13 protein-coding genes and 1 pseudogene are annotated in these 16337 nt (G+C 67.6%); 10 read left to right on the top strand and 4 right to left on the bottom strand.

The window, feature by feature from the left end:
* The first annotated feature begins 13 nt into the window (after nucleotides 1-13).
* Nucleotides 14-1198, top strand: coding sequence for a GGDEF domain-containing protein (locus tag F3J18_RS13450; RefSeq protein ID WP_025101132.1), 1185 nt, complete (start codon nucleotides 14-16; stop codon nucleotides 1196-1198).
* Between the two features lie 95 nt (nucleotides 1199-1293).
* Here F3J18_RS13450 and icmH read toward each other — a convergent pair whose 3' ends face one another.
* The 3 genes from icmH to tssJ all read right to left on the bottom strand — a co-directional run bounded on the left by icmH (nucleotide 1294) and on the right by tssJ (nucleotide 4140).
* A complete protein-coding gene (icmH, locus tag F3J18_RS13445; protein WP_013696459.1) occupies nucleotides 1294-2079 on the bottom strand; it encodes a type IVB secretion system protein IcmH/DotU in 786 nt (261 codons plus the stop codon).
* A complete protein-coding gene (gene tssK / locus F3J18_RS13440; protein WP_025101131.1) occupies nucleotides 2076-3422 on the bottom strand; it encodes a type VI secretion system baseplate subunit TssK in 1347 nt (448 codons plus the stop codon). The genes icmH and tssK overlap by 4 nt, the downstream gene beginning before the upstream one ends.
* A gap of 100 nt (nucleotides 3423-3522) precedes the next feature.
* Nucleotides 3523-4140 carry a type VI secretion system lipoprotein TssJ gene (gene tssJ, locus F3J18_RS13435; RefSeq protein ID WP_025101130.1) on the bottom strand — a complete coding sequence of 206 codons (618 nt, stop codon included), beginning with the start codon at nucleotides 4138-4140 and terminating at the stop codon, nucleotides 3523-3525.
* A 373-nt stretch (nucleotides 4141-4513) separates the two neighbouring features.
* Here tssJ and F3J18_RS13430 point away from each other — a divergent pair, with 373 nt between their 5' ends.
* From F3J18_RS13430 to tssA, 9 genes and pseudogenes are all read left to right on the top strand, one after another.
* On the top strand, nucleotides 4514-5179 hold the full coding sequence (locus F3J18_RS13430) for a tetratricopeptide repeat protein (protein WP_051598377.1): 666 nt from the start codon (nucleotides 4514-4516) through the stop codon (nucleotides 5177-5179).
* Between the two features lie 36 nt (nucleotides 5180-5215).
* The gene (gene tssB / locus F3J18_RS13425) at nucleotides 5216-5734 is read left to right on the top strand and encodes a type VI secretion system contractile sheath small subunit (protein ID WP_013696463.1); all 519 of its coding nucleotides are present in this window, start codon (nucleotides 5216-5218) and stop codon (nucleotides 5732-5734) included.
* A 15-nt stretch (nucleotides 5735-5749) separates the two neighbouring features.
* A pseudogene (tssC, locus tag F3J18_RS13420) lies at nucleotides 5750-7280 on the top strand (type VI secretion system contractile sheath large subunit).
* A 36-nt stretch (nucleotides 7281-7316) separates the two neighbouring features.
* Entirely contained in the window at nucleotides 7317-7820 is a 504-nt protein-coding gene (locus F3J18_RS13415; protein WP_025101128.1) for a type VI secretion system tube protein Hcp, read from the top strand.
* Between the two features lie 88 nt (nucleotides 7821-7908).
* Entirely contained in the window at nucleotides 7909-8391 is a 483-nt protein-coding gene (gene tssE, locus F3J18_RS13410; protein WP_013696466.1) for a type VI secretion system baseplate subunit TssE, read from the top strand.
* A 77-nt stretch (nucleotides 8392-8468) separates the two neighbouring features.
* A complete protein-coding gene (tssF, locus tag F3J18_RS13405) occupies nucleotides 8469-10307 on the top strand; it encodes a type VI secretion system baseplate subunit TssF (protein ID WP_013696467.1) in 1839 nt (612 codons plus the stop codon).
* A complete protein-coding gene (gene tssG, locus F3J18_RS13400; protein WP_166913095.1) occupies nucleotides 10271-11368 on the top strand; it encodes a type VI secretion system baseplate subunit TssG in 1098 nt (365 codons plus the stop codon). The genes tssF and tssG overlap by 37 nt, the downstream gene beginning before the upstream one ends.
* A gap of 76 nt (nucleotides 11369-11444) precedes the next feature.
* Nucleotides 11445-14120, top strand: coding sequence for a type VI secretion system ATPase TssH (gene tssH / locus F3J18_RS13395; protein WP_025101126.1), 2676 nt, complete (start codon nucleotides 11445-11447; stop codon nucleotides 14118-14120).
* A 137-nt stretch (nucleotides 14121-14257) separates the two neighbouring features.
* Nucleotides 14258-15412, top strand: coding sequence for a type VI secretion system protein TssA (tssA, locus tag F3J18_RS13390; protein ID WP_166913094.1), 1155 nt, complete (start codon nucleotides 14258-14260; stop codon nucleotides 15410-15412).
* Between the two features lie 93 nt (nucleotides 15413-15505).
* On the opposite strand, the gene F3J18_RS13385 is transcribed toward tssA, so the two are convergent.
* A partial coding sequence (locus F3J18_RS13385) for an OmpA family protein (protein WP_240156396.1) occupies nucleotides 15506-16337 on the bottom strand: 832 nt, incomplete at its 5' end.

Below are 16337 nucleotides of genomic sequence, written 5' to 3'. Positions count from 1 at the left end.
TTCCGCACCTGCCATGTCCGCCGTCACCGTTGCTCTGGCTACTACCGCACTGTTCGGGCTCCTGACGCTCGTGCTGCTCGGCTCTCTGGCTCGTACCCAGGCGGCGGGCGTGCGCGAATGGTTTGCCGCGAACCTGCTGCTGTCGGTGTCGCTGGCGCTGATCCTCGCGCGCGGCCTGGTGCCGGATCTGCTGTCGATCGTGATCGCCAATGGCCTGCTGCTGCTCTCGGGCGTGACGCTCTACGCCGGCTACGCGCGCTTCCTGAAGATTCCCCCGCATTGGCCCTGGCTCGCGCTGCTCACCGCGCTGACGCTGCCGGCATTGACCTACTGGCGTTACGCGGTCGACAGCCTGCCGATGCGGGTGGCGATTACGGCGCTGTTCAGCGCCGCCGTCTGCATCGCGATCGCCGCCGTGGTGCTGCTGCGACGACGAACCGGTCAGTCGCGCTATCCCTACCTGGCCGCCGCCTCGCTCGCGATCGTCTTCGCGCTGAGCCAGCTCGCGCGCGGCGCCGGTTTCGTGCTGCTGCCCGAGGCCATGCAGGCGAGCCAGTTCGCGGCCACCGCCAACGTGCTGCTGCTGGGCGTGGGCGCGGCGATCATGCCGGTGATGTCGATGTGCGCGATCCTGCTGGTGCACGATTCGCTGCAGCGCGAGGCGCGCCAGGTGATCGACCATGATTTCCTGACCGGCGCGCTGTCGCGGCAGCGCTTCGAGTTCGTCGCGCGGGCGCGCGTCGAGGATGCCGAGCTCAACGGCAAGCCGCTCTCGCTGCTGCTGGTCGACCTCGACCACTTCAAGTCCATCAACGATACCTACGGCCATGCCGGTGGCGACAACGTGCTGCGCGAATTCACCGACCTGATGCGCAGCCGGCTGCGCGGCGGCGACGCGCTCGGGCGTCTCGGCGGCGAGGAGTTCGCGATCCTGCTGCCGCATACCACGCTGGCCGATGCCTTCCGCATCGCCGAGCGCCTGCGCGACGAGGTGAGCCGCCACGAGGTGGTGACCGCCACGGGCCTCTGCTCGTACAGCACCAGCGGCGGCCTGGCCAGCCGCCAGCCCGGCGAGACGCTCGAACAACTGGCGGCGCGCGCCGACCAGGCGCTCTACGACGCCAAGGTGGCAGGACGCAACCGCGTCTGCCTGCACTCGGGACGCGTGCAGGCGAGCATGCTGGTCGAGCAGGACTGAGGCGCCGCGCGCGGGAAGGAATCCGAAAGGAAGGAGCGGTGCTGGAAGACGGCGGGGCGGCCCGTGCCGGGCGCGCCCCGCGCGAGGAGGGAGGCTCAGGGCAGCGAGATCGTCAGGTTGGCCGACTCCGGCCCGACCTTGATGATCTGCGAATACGGCGCCAGCGCCTTGAGCGTGTGATCGCGCAGATAGGCGTTGAGCCCGACGAAGGCCAGCAGGCCGACCAGCGCGAACACGGCGCCGATCGCCCACAGCGGCACCTCGCGCTTGAGGCGGTGCGCGATCTGGTCGGGCAGCGCCCAATGCGGCGCGAAGGGCGCGCGCTTGCCCTTCATCTGGGCGATCTCGTCGCCGATCCGCGCGGTCAGGTAGGCGAGCTTCTCCGGCCCCTCGAGCAGGTACTTGCCCTGGAAGCCCAGCAGCAGGCACATGTGGAAAACCTCCAGCGACTGCAGGCGCGCCACGCCGTGCGCGCGGCATTCCTCCAGGTACTGGAAGAACTTCTCGCCGGCCAGTTGCTCACCGAACAGCACCAGCTGCAGCGGGCGGCGCTCCCACTCGGCACGCACCTTGAACTGCGAGGACAGCACCGCCTCGTCGATCGCCGCGCAGAACGCGAACTTGGCGGCGTAGACGTCGTCGGCGCCGGCATTGAGCTTCTTCGCGCCGCGCTCGAAATCGGCCAGGAATTCCTGGATTCGCGTGCGGAACTCGTTCGCCTCGCCGGGCTCGCGACCGTTCTTCAGCAGGAACATCATGAAGAAGCCGTCATAGAGCAGGTCGAGCAGCGAGCGCGCCTGGAAGCTGGCGTCGGTCGACGAGGCCGAATGCGGGGCGGGGGGCGGCGTGGTGCCGCCGAACAGGGAGGGCGCGTAGCTCATGATGTGACGGCGATCAGTTCGAATTTGAGGTCGTTGATGCCCGAGGGCGCGTAGATCATCGCCGATTGCGACTGCAGCATCCGCTCATACAGCGGGCTGCGCGCATCGAGCGCGAAGTAGCAGGCGCCCGGGCGCACCGGAATCGCGGGCGGCACCTGCGGCGTGTAGGACAGGCGCACGCCCGGCATGGCCGACAGCACCAGCTTGTCGACATCGTCGGGCGCGCCGACCTTGAAGCGCGCCGGCACCGCGTCCACCAGCTCGACCGAGGGCATGTCGGCCGACACGGCCAGGTAGAACTCGGTCTTGTCGTCGATCTTGCCGGAATCGAGGCGGCCGATATGGAACGAGGGCCGCACCTCCTCCAGCGTGATCGCGAAGTAGCGCGTCGAGATCACGGTCTCGAGCAGCTCGCGCAGCATGGTGTCCAGGCGCGCGAACGGCGGGCCCGGATCGTCGTGCCGGTAGGCCGGCAGGTCGGCCAGCGCGTAGGACTTCGAGAAGGTCATCAACTGGCCGGCCAGGCGCAGCAGTTCCTGGAACAGCCGCTCCGGATGCAGCGCCGAATGCTGGTACAGGTGGGCGAGCGAGGCGAACGCGGCATTGGCCGTGTGCAGCAGCCAGAACGAGGCGATGTCGCCCGAGCGGAATTCGATGATGTTCTTGGTCGGCTCGCGGTGGAAGCCGTACAGCGCGTTGACCTTGGCCTGCAGCGCGTCGATCAGCTGGCGCAGCCGCTGCATCAGGACCCCCGAGGCCTCGATCGCCAGGCACGGCGGCACAAAGCTGTCGTCGAACTCGAAACCCGAGGTGGCGGTGCGGCGCACGCGCACCAGCGGGATCGCCAGCAACTGGTCGCGCGGCTCGCTATGGGCGATCAGCTTGACGTTGGTCTTCAGGAAGGTGATGTCGGCGTCGGCCGCGTCGGTGAACTGGTCGGCGATCGGCGCATTGTCGCTGGTGAAGCGGCTCAGGAAACCGCCCTCGGCGTCCTCGACGTAGTTCGAGCCGGCCTCGCGCAGCGGGTGCAGGGCCAGGTAGAAGGTGAAATCGTTGATGCCCTCGGGCAGCGTGTCCAGCGCCACCGGCGGCGGCAGGTCGTCGGCCTGCGGCGCGGAGTAGAGCGCGCCGTCCGGGAAGATCAGCGACAGCTCCGACAGGCGCAGCACGTTGCTGCTGATCGCGTCGCGGTCGAGCTTCACCGAGCGCACGCCCCAGTTGTAAGGCTGGATCGCCTGCAGCGACTCGAACAGGCGCGCCTCGTGATACGCGTCCTGGCGTTGAAAGTGCTGCGGCCTCAGAAACAGGCCTTCACCCCACAGCACCTTGGCCGAATAACTCATGTCAAACCTTGAATGTGATTAGGATGCGGTTCGATTAATCGCGCCCTGATTCATCTAACTGTCAAACTTCTTTAATCGAGCTTGAATCGTCGTCGAGTCATTAATTACCGCAGCTGACTGATGAGAGCATATTCAGCTGCTGGGCCGGCATACCCTGCTGCGGCGCAATCACGCTGCCATCCGTCACGGTCATCGCACAGTTGTGCAGGCCGATGATTATGCCGGATTTCTCCGATTTCGCCGGGTCGAAAGCCAGCTTCCAGCGCTGCAGCGCGGGGCTGCGGAACAGCGCGACGATGCCGAACGCCTGCGCCTCGCGCGAGACCTTCTCGGTGGCGTTGTAGCGCTGCCCCGGGATCAGGGTGACCTCGCGCACGCCGAGCAGGTCGGCGCCGAGCGCGGCCTTCTCCTTGGCCGGATCGGTGAAGGCGTCGAACGGCGCCTGCTGGAACGAGGTCGGGTCCTTCAGCGTGTAGAGCCGCACCACCAGCGCCAGCGGCTTATTGTCATTGGCCGCGTTGAGGTTCGGCGCCGCGTAGAGGGTAATGCCTAAATTGCGCGGCGGCTTCTGCGCGTCGGGCACCTCGGGCTTGCCGAGGCCGACCATCTGCAGGGCCGTGCTGCCGGCCGAACCGAGCAGCGGCACGGCCGCCGCGCAGCCTGCCAGTAAGGCGCAGGCCACGAGCGGCAGCGCGAAGCGGGGAAAGGACGGAGTCATCGTGAATCGAGGGCGACCAGAGTCGGATCCTGTCAGAAATGCCTGGCGTAGCGCGTGGTTTTTCGGTGTGGATGGCGCGAGTGTCCCAGTTGTTGAAGCACCCGCGACTCCCTTTCATTTGTTCGGAAAAATTTTCTTCAATTTTGTCGCATTTACGAGTTTTTAAGTAAATGTTGCCAATCCCATTACTATCCGATTGCCCGGGCGGATTGCGTCAAGCCGTGTCCGGCGGGCTTCGCCGACGATTTAAATCGCTTCTCGCCGCATGGTCATTGAATTATGAAAAATTGATCGGTACTATACCCGCGCACTTGTACCAAAGCAAAACTACTGAATCTCAACGATTTAAAACTCCGCGCCCGGTGATAAAACGATGAAAGACCGACTGTTCGCAAGATTTTCCGCAGTAGTGGTGGCATGTGGCGTGGTGGCCGGCTGTGCGACGCAGCCGCCGGCACCGCCGACGCCCGAGGCATTCAACAAGTCGCTCGACGACGCCGACGCGGTGGCCAAGGCGGGTGACCAGGACAAGGCGATCGGCCTTTACCAGCAACTGGCCAAGTCCGATCCGACGCGCGAGGAGCCCTGGGCCCGCATCGCGCAGATCCAGTTCCAGCAAGGCCATTACGGCCAGGCGATCGTGGCGGCGCAGGAAGCGCTGCAGCGCGACAACAGCGACCGCCAGTCCAAGAGCGTGCTGGCGGTGGCCGGCCTGCGCATCGCCACCGAATCGCTGGGCGAGCTGCGCCAGGATTCCTCGCTGGCCGGCGACGCCAAGTCCGACGCGCAGGCGCTGGCCAAGCAACTGCGCGACACGCTCGGCGAGGACGCGCTGTTCCCGCCCGAGCAGCAGGCCCAGAAGCCGGCCGTCAAGCGCCACAAGATCTACCGCAAGCGCGCCGCGGCAGCACCGGCCCAGGCGCCTGCCGCCGATTCGTCGGCACCCGCGCCGGCCGCACCCGCGGCACCGGCCCCGGCCAAGCCCGCCGCGGCGGCGCCGGCCAAGGGCGGGGGCGACCCGTTCAGCGCGCTGCGTTAAGCGCGCCTCAACCACCACACGTTATCGGGAGCCGTCATGGCGAAAAAAGAAAGTATCCAGAAGCGCCTGCAAAAGGTACGGCCGCCCCGTGTGCAGCTGACCTACGAAGTCGAGCGCGGCGACGCGATCGAGGTGAAGGAACTGCCGTTCGTGGTCGGCGTGGTCGGCGACCTGGCCGGTCAGTCCGAGGTCGAGATGCCGAAGCTGCGCGACCGCAAGTTCGTCAACATCGATCGCGACAACTTCGACGACGTGATGAAGGCGATCGAGCCTCGCGCGGCCTACCAGGTCGAGAACAAACTCAGCGAGGAAGGCGGCAAGTTCGCCGTCGACCTCAAGTTCCGCTCGCTCGACGATTTCGATCCGGACCAGGTGGTCAACCAGATCGAACCGCTGCGCCGCCTGATCGAGGCGCGCTCGAAGCTGGCCGACCTGCGCAACAAGCTGGCCGGCAACGACAAGCTCGAGGACCTGCTGAGCGAAGTGCTCAGCAACACGCAGCAGTTGCAGGCGCTCGCGAAGCAGTCGGGCGGCGGCGACAAAGAGGGCGAATAAGCTACGGGGTGTGAGATGAATCAGCAAACGGCTGCGGCCCAACAGGCCGGTGCGCTCGAGGGCGCCGAAACCTCGCTGCTCGACGAGATCGTCGAGAAGAGCAAGGTCGCGAAATCGCAATCGGAGCACGCGCGCGCCAAGGACCTGATCGGCGAACTCGTGCATCAGGTGCTCGACGGCACGGTGATCGTGTCGGACAACCTCTCGGCGACCATCGACGCGCGCGTCGCCGAACTCGACCGGCTCATTTCCGCGCAGATGAGCGCGGTGATGCATGCGCCGGAATTCCAGAAGCTCGAGGGCACCTGGCGCGGCCTCGACTACCTGGTCTCGGAGAGCAATACCGGCTCGACCATCAAGATCAAGGCCCTGCACGCGCCCAAGCGCGAGCTGGTGCGCGACTTCAAGGCCGCCACCGAGTTCGACCAGAGCGCGCTGTTCAAGAAGGTCTACGAGGAAGAGTTCGGCACCTTCGGCGGCGCCCCGTTCGGCGCGCTGGTCGGCGATTACGAAATCTCGCGCCAGCCCGAGGACATGTACTTCATCGAGCAGATGTCGCACGTGGCCGCGGCCGCGCACGCGCCCTTCATCGCCTCGGCCGCGCCCGAGCTGATCGGCCTGGAGTCGTTCGCCGACCTCGGCAAGCCGCGCGACCTCGGCAAGGTGTTCGATACCGTCGAGTACGCGAAGTGGAAGTCGTTCCGCGACGCCGAGGATTCGCGCTACGTGGGCCTCACGCTGCCGCGCTTCCTGGGCCGCCTGCCGTTCCATCCGAAGGACGGCCAGACCGCCGAGAGTTTCAACTTCGTCGAGGACGTGGACGGCACCGATCACTCCAAGTACCTGTGGTGCAACGCCGCCTGGGCGTTCGCGGCGCGCCTGACGGCCGCCTTCGACGACTTCGGCTGGTGCGCGGCGATCCGCGGCGTGGAGGGCGGGGGCCTGGTGGAAGACCTGCCGACCCACACCTTCAAGACCGACGACGGCGAGATCGCGCTGAAGTGCCCGACCGAGATCGCGATCACCGATCGTCGCGAGAAGGAGCTGAGCGACCTCGGCTTCATCCCGCTGGTGCACTGCAAGAACTCCGACTATGCGGCCTTCTTCGCCGCGCAATCGGTCCAGAAACCCAAAAAATACAATACCGATAGCGCGAATGCGAACGCCGTGCTGTCCGCTCAACTCCAGTACATCTTCTCGGTGTCGCGCATCGCGCACTACCTGAAGGCGATGATGCGGGACAAGATCGGCAGCTTCGCCTCCGCGCAGAACGTGGAATCTTTCCTGAATCGCTGGATCTCCCAGTACGTGCTGCTGGACGACAACGCGACGCAGGAACAGAAAGCGCAGTTTCCGCTGCGCGAAGCATCCGTGCAGGTGTCCGAGATTCCGGGCAAGCCGGGTTCGTATCGTTCGGTCGCGTTCCTGCGTCCGCACTTCCAACTCGACGAGCTGTCGATCTCGCTGCGCCTGGTCGCGGATCTGCCCAAATCGGCAAATTCATAAGCGATTGAGTAGAAGTCGCTCGGGCGGGCCGCTCGGGTAGGAGTTGAAAACCACCTCTTTGGGGAGTCGAAGCGTCATGTTAGATATCTATCTGAATTTTGGGAATCCGGCGATCAAGGGTGAATCGCAGGATAAGGATCACGCCAACTGGATCGAGCTCAAGTCCTGGGACTGGTCGGTCACGCAACCGCGTTCGGCGACCTCGTCGACCTCGGGCGGCCACACGGCCGAGCGTTGCGAACACAGCGACATGGTGTTCACCAAGGAACTCGACATGGCCAGCCCGCTGCTGTACCAGCACGCGTCGGGCGGCACCACCTTCGATGAAGTCTCGATCGACTTCATGCGTTCGGACGGCGACGGCAAGCGCGTCAAGTACCTCGAGATCAAGCTGAAGTACGTGATCATCTCGAGCGTTACGCCGAGCGTGCAGACCGAAGGCCTGCCGGTCGAGCAGTTCTCGCTGAAGTACGCTGCCGTGCAGTGGAAGCAGACCAAGCAGAACATCGGCGGCAACCAGGGCGGCAACACGCAGGGCGCCTGGAGCCTGACCAAGAACGACAAGACCTACGCGGTCTAAGCTCGTGACGAAGACGGGGCACGCGGTGCCCCGTCTTTCGTTTTGCCCCGGTCGTCCAGCATCAGCCGTTGTGTAGCCCCGCCGTTCCATGAAACGTTTCGAGCCGAGTTTCCTCGACAAGCTGTTCGACGACGAACCGCATCAGCCGGCCTCGCCCGCGATGCGGCAATTGTCGCTGGACGAGCTGAAAAGCACGGTCGCCCGCGATGTCGAGTCGATCCTGAACACGCGGATCGCCCTGACCGACGAAGACCTCCATGCGCTGCCGGAGTGCCAGCAATCGGTGCTGACCTACGGCCTCAACGATTTCGCGGGCCTGAGCCTCGCGAGCCACTACGACCGCGCCTTCATCTGCAAGTCGATCCAGCAGGCGATCGACCGGCACGAGCCGCGCCTGCGGCAGGTGGCGGTATCGTTCGAACTGAACGAGCAATCCACCAATTCGCTGAATTTCGCGATTCGCGCGATGCTGGTCGTGCACCCGGCGCAGGAGCCCGTCAGTTTCGACGCGATGCTGCAGCCGTCCACATTGCAGTACTCGGTGACGCGCGGACGCGCCGCCAAGGTTTGACATCAATCCGGATCGCCGCGCGGGCTGCCTGACGCGGTGACGATCAGCCCCGCGAGGGGCGCCCTCGGGGAATATCGATGGAAGAGTTGCTGCCGTACTACGAGCGCGAATTATCGTTTTTACGGCGGTACTCGCACGAATTCGCCCGACGCTACCCGAAGATCGCCGCGCGCCTGGCGATGACCGGCGAGCATTGCGACGACCCGCACGTCGAGCGCATGATCGAGTCCTTCGCCCTGCTGGGCGCGCGCATCAACAAGAAGCTCGACGACGACTACCCGGAATTCACCGAGGCGCTGGTCGACGTGCTGTATCCGCACTACCTGCGCTCCTTCCCGTCCTGCTCGATCGCGCAGTTCACGCCGAGCGCCAACGTCTCGCAGCAGACCGCGCCGCATCGGGTGGCGCGCGGCACCGAGCTGAAGAGCCGCGCGATCCGCGGCGTGCAATGCCAGTTCCGCACCGCCTACGACGTGACGATCGCGCCGATCCGCATCTCCGAGGCGCGCTATTCCTCGATCGCCGCCGCGCCGGCCGCCACCGTGCTGCCCGGCAACGCCACCGGCGTGATCTCGATCACCTTTGAATCGATGGCGCCGCAGTTCGACCTGGCCGGGCTCAAGCTGCCGACGCTGCGTGCCCACCTGCACGGCGAGCAGTCCTTCGTCGCCGCGCTGGCCGACTGCCTGTTCATCAACACGCTCGCCACCTATGTCGAGCCCGAGCGCAACGGCCGCTGGACCGCGCTGCGCAGCTCGCCCGTCACCCAGGCCGGCTTCGAGGAGCATGACGCGCTGATCGACTACCCGTCGCGCTCGCACCCGGCCTACCGCCTGCTGACCGAATACTTCGCGTTCCCCGACAAGTTCGACTTCGTCGATTTCGACCTGGCCGCGATGACGCGCCGCGCCGGTCCCTGCCACCGCCTGACCCTGCACATCGTGCTGGCCGACGTGCGCAGCGACTCGCACGTGGCGCGGCTGCTCGACATGCTGAGCGCGACCCATCTGCGCCTGTTCTGCACGCCGGTGGTCAACCTGTTCAAGCAGAACGGCGAGCCGATCCGCATCGACCACCAGAGCGTCTCCTACCCGGTGATCGCCGAGGCGCGCCGCGCCTTCGCCTACGAGGTCTATTCGATCGATTCGGTGCACCTGGTGCGCCAGACCGCGCACGAGGAATCGGTGGTCGAGTTCCGGCCCTTCTATTCGCTGCACCATGGCGAGGCCGGGCATGTCGGCCATTACTGGTTCGCGCGCCGCAACGACTGGGTGGCCCAGCACAGCCCCGGCTACGAGACCGAGATCTCGATCGTCGACATCGACTTCGAGCCTTCCGCGCCGCAGACCGACACGCTGAGCCTGCGCCTGACCTGCACCAATCGCGACCTGCCGGCGGGGCTGGCCACGGGCCTGGCCGGCGGCGACCTGTTCGCCGACGGCGGCGCCGATTTCGGCGACATCACGATGCTGCGCCGGCCCAGCCCCAGCGTGCGTTTCGCGCGCGGGCGCGCCGCCCACTGGCGGCTGATCTCGCACCTGGCGCTGAACCACGTGTCCCTGGCCAACGACGGCCTGGCGCCGCTCAAGGAACTGCTCACGCTCTACGACCTGCGCCGCTCGGCGGTCTCGACGCGGCACATCGACGGGCTGGTGGCGATCGAGCAGCGCGGCGCCGTGCAATGGCTGCCCGGCAAGCCCTTCGCGACCTTCGTGCGCGGCATCGAGATCCGCCTGACGATCGACGAGGAGCATTTCGTCGGCACCAGCCTGGCGTCCTTCGTGCGGATGCTCGACGCCTTCTTCGGCCTCTACGTCCACCTCAACAGCTTTGTCCAATTGATCGTCGTGTCCAAGCGCACCGGCGAGGAGATCATGCGATGCAAACCGCGCAGCGGCGAATCGATCCTGGCGTAGTCGAGCAGTTTCTCGACGAGCCGTATCGCTTCGAGTTCTTCCAGGCGGTGCGGCTGCTCGAAACCTGGTTCGCCCGGCGCGACCCGGAGAAGCCCGACGCGCTGCGCCCCGGCGAGATCGTCGAGCGCCGCGTGCTGTTCCGCAACTCGCTGTCGCTCGGTTTCCCGCCCAGCGAGATCGAGCGCGCGCAGTCCTTCGACGCGGCCGGCGAGCGGGTGGACGAGGAGACGCATCGCGCCGCCGTCGAGGACGAGCAGGTCGACCGCGTCGAGATCGTGCCGGCCTTCTTCGGGCTGCTGGGCGGGCAGGGCGCGCTGCCGCATCACTACACCGAGCAGATCATCGCGCGCGAGCAGTTGAAGCGCGATCACGCCGCGCGCGCCTTCTTCGACGTGTTCTCGAACCGCGCCACCGCGCTGTTCTACTCGGCCTGGAAGAAGTACCGCCTGCCGCTGCATTACGAGCTCGACCGCGACGAGCGCTACCTGCCGCTGCTGCTGTCGCTGGCCGGCGTGTCGAATCCCGACGCGCGGCGCGCCATGCAGGACGGCAAGGGCGCGGTGATCGACGAGGCCATCGCCGGTTACGCGCTGGCCGCGCGCCATCGGCCGGTATCGGCCGCCTACCTGCAGCGCACCTTGTCGGACTATTTCCAGGTGTCGATCCGCGTCGACCAGTTCGTCGGCAAGTGGTACGACGTGCCGCCCGACCAGCTGAGCGTGCTGGGCGAGGTCAATGCCACGCTGGGCGCGACCGCGCTGGTCGGCGAGCGGGTCTGGCAGCGCGACATGCGCGCCCGGCTGGTGGTGGGGCCGCTGTCCAAGCGCGACTACGAGGCCTTCCTGCCCGGCGGCGATCGCGCCGTCGCGCTGGAGCGCATGCTGACGCTGCTGGCCGGCATCACGCTCGAATACGAGATCTCGCTGGTGCTCAAGCGCGTCGAGGTCGGCCCGACCATCCTCGGCAGCGGCGGGCGGCTCGGCTGGGACGCCTTCCTCTGCACCCACGAGGCCGAGCGCGACCGCGCCGACGCGCGCTACGAACTGCATGTGATCCATTGAGCGGCGGCCCGCGCCGGGCCCAAGCCAAGCAACAACACCGAACCAACACCGAGCGAACCCGAGAGCGACCGACCTCATGAGCACGCCACTCAAGACCCTGATTGCGAAACTGAACCCGACCTGCCGCAAGGCGGCCGAACGCGCGGCGAGCCTGTGTTTCGCGCGCGGCCACTACGAGGTCGATCTCGAGCACCTGTTCGTCGCGCTGCTCGACGAGACCAGCGGCGACATGCCGGTGGTGCTGCGCGCCAGCGGCGTCGATCCGCATGCGCTGCGCGCCGACCTCGAACGCGAGCTGGAGAGCCTCAAGCGCGGCAACACGCGCACGCCGGTGTTCTCGGTGCACCTGAGCGAGCTGTTCGAGCAGGCCTGGCTGATCGCCTCGCTGGACGCGCAGATCGGGCGGATCCGCTCGGGCCACCTGCTGCTCGCGCTGCTGAGCGCGCCCGACCTGGCGCAGTTCGCGCAGCGCATGTCGCCGCAGTTCGCGCGCGTGCGCGTGACCGACCTCAAGCACAAGTTCGACGAGATCACGGCCGGCTCGAACGAGGCCGAGCCGCGCGAGGCCGATGCCGGCGCCGGCGATGAGACCGACGTGGCGGCCGAGGCGGCGGCCGGCGCCGCGGGCGGCCCGTCGAAGACGCCCGCGCTCGACACCTATACCACCAACCTCACGCAGCGCGCCAGGGAAGGCAAGATCGACCCGGTGATCGGTCGCGACGCCGAGATCCGCCAGGCGATCGACATCCTGATGCGGCGCCGCCAGAACAACCCGATCATGACCGGCGAGGCCGGGGTCGGGAAGACCGCCGTGGTGGAAGGGCTGGCGCTGCGCATCGCCGCAGGCGACGTGCCGCCGCCCCTGGCCGGCGTGGCGCTGCACGTGCTCGACATGGGCTTGCTGCAGGCCGGCGCGAGCGTGAAGGGCGAGTTCGAGAACCGCCTGAAGAGCGTGATCGACGAGGTCAAGAAGAGCGCGCACCCGATCATCCTGTTCATCGACGAGGCTCACACCATCATCGGCGCGGGCGGCCAGGCCGGGCAGAACGATGCGGCCAACCTGCTCAAGCCGGCGCTGGCGCGCGGCGAGCTGCGCACCATCGCGGCCACCACCTGGAGCGAGTACAAGAAGTACTTCGAGAAGGATGCTGCCTTGGCGCGGCGCTTCCAGGTGGTCAAGATCGAGGAACCCAGCGAGCCGCTGGCGGCCGCCATGCTGCGCGGCATGGCCGGGCTGATGGAGCGCCACTTCAACGTGCGCATCCTCGACGACGCGATCACCGAGGCGGTGCGGCTCTCGCATCGCTACATCAGCGGCCGGCAACTGCCCGACAAGGCGATCAGCGTGCTCGACACCGCCTGCGCGAAGGTCGCGCTGGCGCAGAGCGCGACGCCGGCCGTGATCGACGACACCAGCAAGCGCCTGGAGCGCACCGACGCCGAGATCGCCTCGCTGGAGCGCGAGGTGGCCGGCGGCGCCTCGCACGAGGAACGGCTGGCGGTGCTGCGGGTGGCGCGCGAGGCCGATGTGGCCGCGCTGGAGACGGCCCGGCGGCGTTATGCCGAGGAGCAGGCGGTGGTGGCCGAGATCGTCGCGCTGCGCGCGAGGATCGACGCGGCGCGCGAGGGCTCGGCCGACGGCGAGCGCATCGACGAGGACGCGGTGCGCGCCGAGCTGGCCGAGCGCATCGCCGCGCTGGCGGCCCTGCAGGGCGTCGAGCCGATGGTGCCGCTGCAGGTCGACGGCCACGTGGTGGCCGAGATCGTCGCGGCCTGGACCGGCATCCCGCTCGGGCGCATGGTCAAGGACGAGATCGAGACCGTGATGAACCTCAATGCCCTGCTCGGCGCGCGCGTGATCGGCCAGGACCACGCGCTCGACGCGGTGGCGCAGCGCGTGCGCACCGCCACCGCCGGGCTGGAGGATCCGAACAAGCCGCGCGGCGTGTTCATGTTCGTCGGGCCCTCGGGCGTGGGCAAGACCGAGACGGCGCTGGCGCTGGCCGACGTGCTCTACGGCGGCGAGCGCAAGATGGTCACCATCAACATGAGCGAGTACCAGGAGGCGCACAGCGTGTCGGGCCTGAAGGGCTCGCCGCCGGGTTACGTCGGCTACGGCGAGGGCGGCGTGCTGACCGAGGCGGTGCGCCGCAATCCCTATTCGGTGGTGCTGCTCGACGAGGTCGAGAAGGCCCACCCGGACGTGCTGGAGATGTTCTTCCAGGTGTTCGACAAGGGCGCGATGGACGACGCCGAGGGCCGCGAGATCGACTTCCGCAACACCCTGATCATCCTGACCTCGAACGTCGGTTCCAGCCAGGTGATGCAGGCCTGCCTGAACAAGCCGGAAGAGGAACTGCCGGACCCCGACGCGCTCGCCGAGACGCTGCGACCGGCGCTCTACAAGGCCTTCAAGCCGGCCTTCCTGGGCCGCATGAAGGTGGTGCCCTATTACCCGATCTCGGACGAGGTGCTGGTCGAGATCATCGAGCTGAAGCTGGATCGCATCCGCCGCCGCATCGAGGCCAACCACAAGGCCGCCTTCGAGTGGGACGAGTCGCTGGTGGAGGCGGTGCTGGCGCGCTGCACCGAGGTCGATTCGGGCGCCCGCAACGTCGACCACATCCTCAACGGCACGCTGCTGCCCGAGATCGCCGGCCATGTGCTGGAGCGGCTCGCCGACGGCACCGCGCTCAAGCGCATCGCGGTGCGCGCCAGCGAGGCCGGCGAATTCGAGTACACGGTGGAGTAAGCTGTCGTTCGTCGCGCGTGGCGGGGCCCGTCGAATCGAGCCGGCCGCGCGAGCCCGAGTTTCCCGAAGCATCCCGGCGGTGCCCCGCGCGCGAGGCGCCGCCGCTTTCCGAGTCGTTTCGAGTAGTCACCACGATCATGCCGATTCACGTCACCGCGCTTCTCGCGCCCCTCAGCGAGGCCTCGCCCTGCGGCGAGGACCTGCTGTTCTCGTCCGAATTCGACGCGATCCAGCACGCGCGCAAATTCGACGATCCCTCGCTCGACCAGGGCGAATGGATCACCGAAATCAAGGAAGCCGACTGGGGCTTCGTGGTCGAGCAGTCGGTCGAGCTGCTCGGCACGCGCACCAAGGACCTGCGCCTGGCGGTCTGGCTCACCGAGGCGCTGGCGATCCAGGACGGCGTGGGCGGGCTGACCCAGGGCTACGAGCTGCTGGCGGGCCTGGTGCATACCTGGTGGGACCAGGTGCATCCGCTGCCCGAGGGCGACGACGCCGAATACCGGCTCGGCAATGTCGGCTGGCTGTCCGGGCGCACCGCCGAGCTGCTGCGCGCCATTCCCCTGACCGACGGCTCGGGCAGCGCCTATACCGCGCTCGACTGGGAGGTGGCCCAGCACGTCGCGCAGGCGGTACGGCGCGACCCCGACAACGCCCACGAGATCTCGCGCAACAAGCCGGCGGTCGAGCAGATCGAGGCCTCCAAGCGGATGACCTCGGTGGCCTTCTACGCCACGCTGCTGGCCAAGCTGTCCGCGTTCCGCGCCGCGCTCGACACGCTCGACGACGAGCTCGAGCGCCGTGCCGGCAATGCCGCGCCGAGCTTCCGCCAGGCGCGCGACGCCTACGAATCGGTGCGCATGCTGGCCGAGCGCTTCGCCAAGGAGCAGGGTTACGTGGCCGAGGCGCAGCCGGTGGCGCCGCCGCCCGCGCAGCCCGGCCAGGGCGCCTCGCTCGAACGCGCCGAACCGAGCTTCAAGACCCCGCTTTCCCCGGAGCCGATCGCACCGATGCCCCACGCCCAGCCCGTTCAGCCCGTCCCGGTCCCGGTCGCCGCGCCGACCGTGATCGCCGGCATCCAGAATCGCGCGCAGGCCGTCGAGCAGTTGCGCGCCGTCGCCAAGTACTTCCGCGCCACCGAGCCGCACAGCCCGGTCGCCTATCTCGCCGACAAGGCCGCCGAATGGGCCGACATGCCGCTGCACCAGTGGCTGGCCTCGGTGGTCAAGGACGACGGCTCGCTGTCGCATATCCGCGAGCTGCTGGGCCTGAAGCCCGACGAGAACAACTGAGCGGGCGCCGCCTCGCGCGGCCGGCTCCATGAAAAAACGGCACCGGCGGGAGATCCCGTCGGTGCCGTTGTCGTTTCCGGCCTTGCTGAGCGCTTACTGGCTGACGCGGAACTCGATGCGGCGGTTGCGCGCCCGCCCGTCGGCGGTGTCGTTCGAGGCGATCGGCTGGTCGGGACCCACGCCGGTGGTGGTCAACTGCTGCGAGGCGATGCCTTTGGCCACCAGGTAGCCCTTCACCGCGTCGGCGCGCGCCTGGCTCAGCGAGATGTTGGTGGCGCGGTTGCCCGAGTTGTCGGTGTGGCCGATCACGGTGACCTGCCGATTCGCCAGCTTGCTCATCGCGTCGGCCATCTGGTCGAGGATCGCGCGGCCCTGCGGGGTCAGCGTGGCGCTGCCGGTCTCGAACTCGATGGTGCGGTTGGCCAGCGTCTGGTCGAGGATGCCCTGTTCGGAGGCGCTCACGCGCAGCGCGTTGCGGATCGTGTAGGTCGGGTTCAGCTGGTTGGCCATGTCGCTGGCCACCTGCTGGCGCAGCGCCTCGTTGCGGACCTCGCCCTTCACGTCGATCGAGGTGCCGTCGATCTTCAGTTGCCCCTTGCTGATCTGCTTCAACTGCGGGCCGATCAGCTTCTGCACGTTGGCGCTCCAGTTCGGCGGGGTGGTGACGTCGCCCACCTCGATCTGGTCGACCACGTTGCCGGCGCCGTAGGTGTCGCGCAGCTTCTGCAGCACGGCCGCCTTGGTGGCCTCGTCGGGCACCTTGCCGCCGGCCACCACCTGGCCCGGCGTGGCATTGGCCGGCGCCGGGGCCGACACGGTCGCGCCGGTGCCGGCTCCGGTGGCCTGGCCGCCGCCCGCGCCGTTCGCGACATTGGTGCCGGTCAGCACCGTGCCGCCCTGGGCGGTGCCGCCCAGCGCGCCGGCC

Source organism: Burkholderia sp. Ax-1720 (assembly GCF_011753035.1).
GTDB classification, from domain to species: domain Bacteria; phylum Pseudomonadota; class Gammaproteobacteria; order Burkholderiales; family Burkholderiaceae; genus Burkholderia; species Burkholderia gladioli.
Note: the sequence above shows the minus strand (reverse complement) of the source record. Positions and strands in the feature narration are given on the sequence as shown.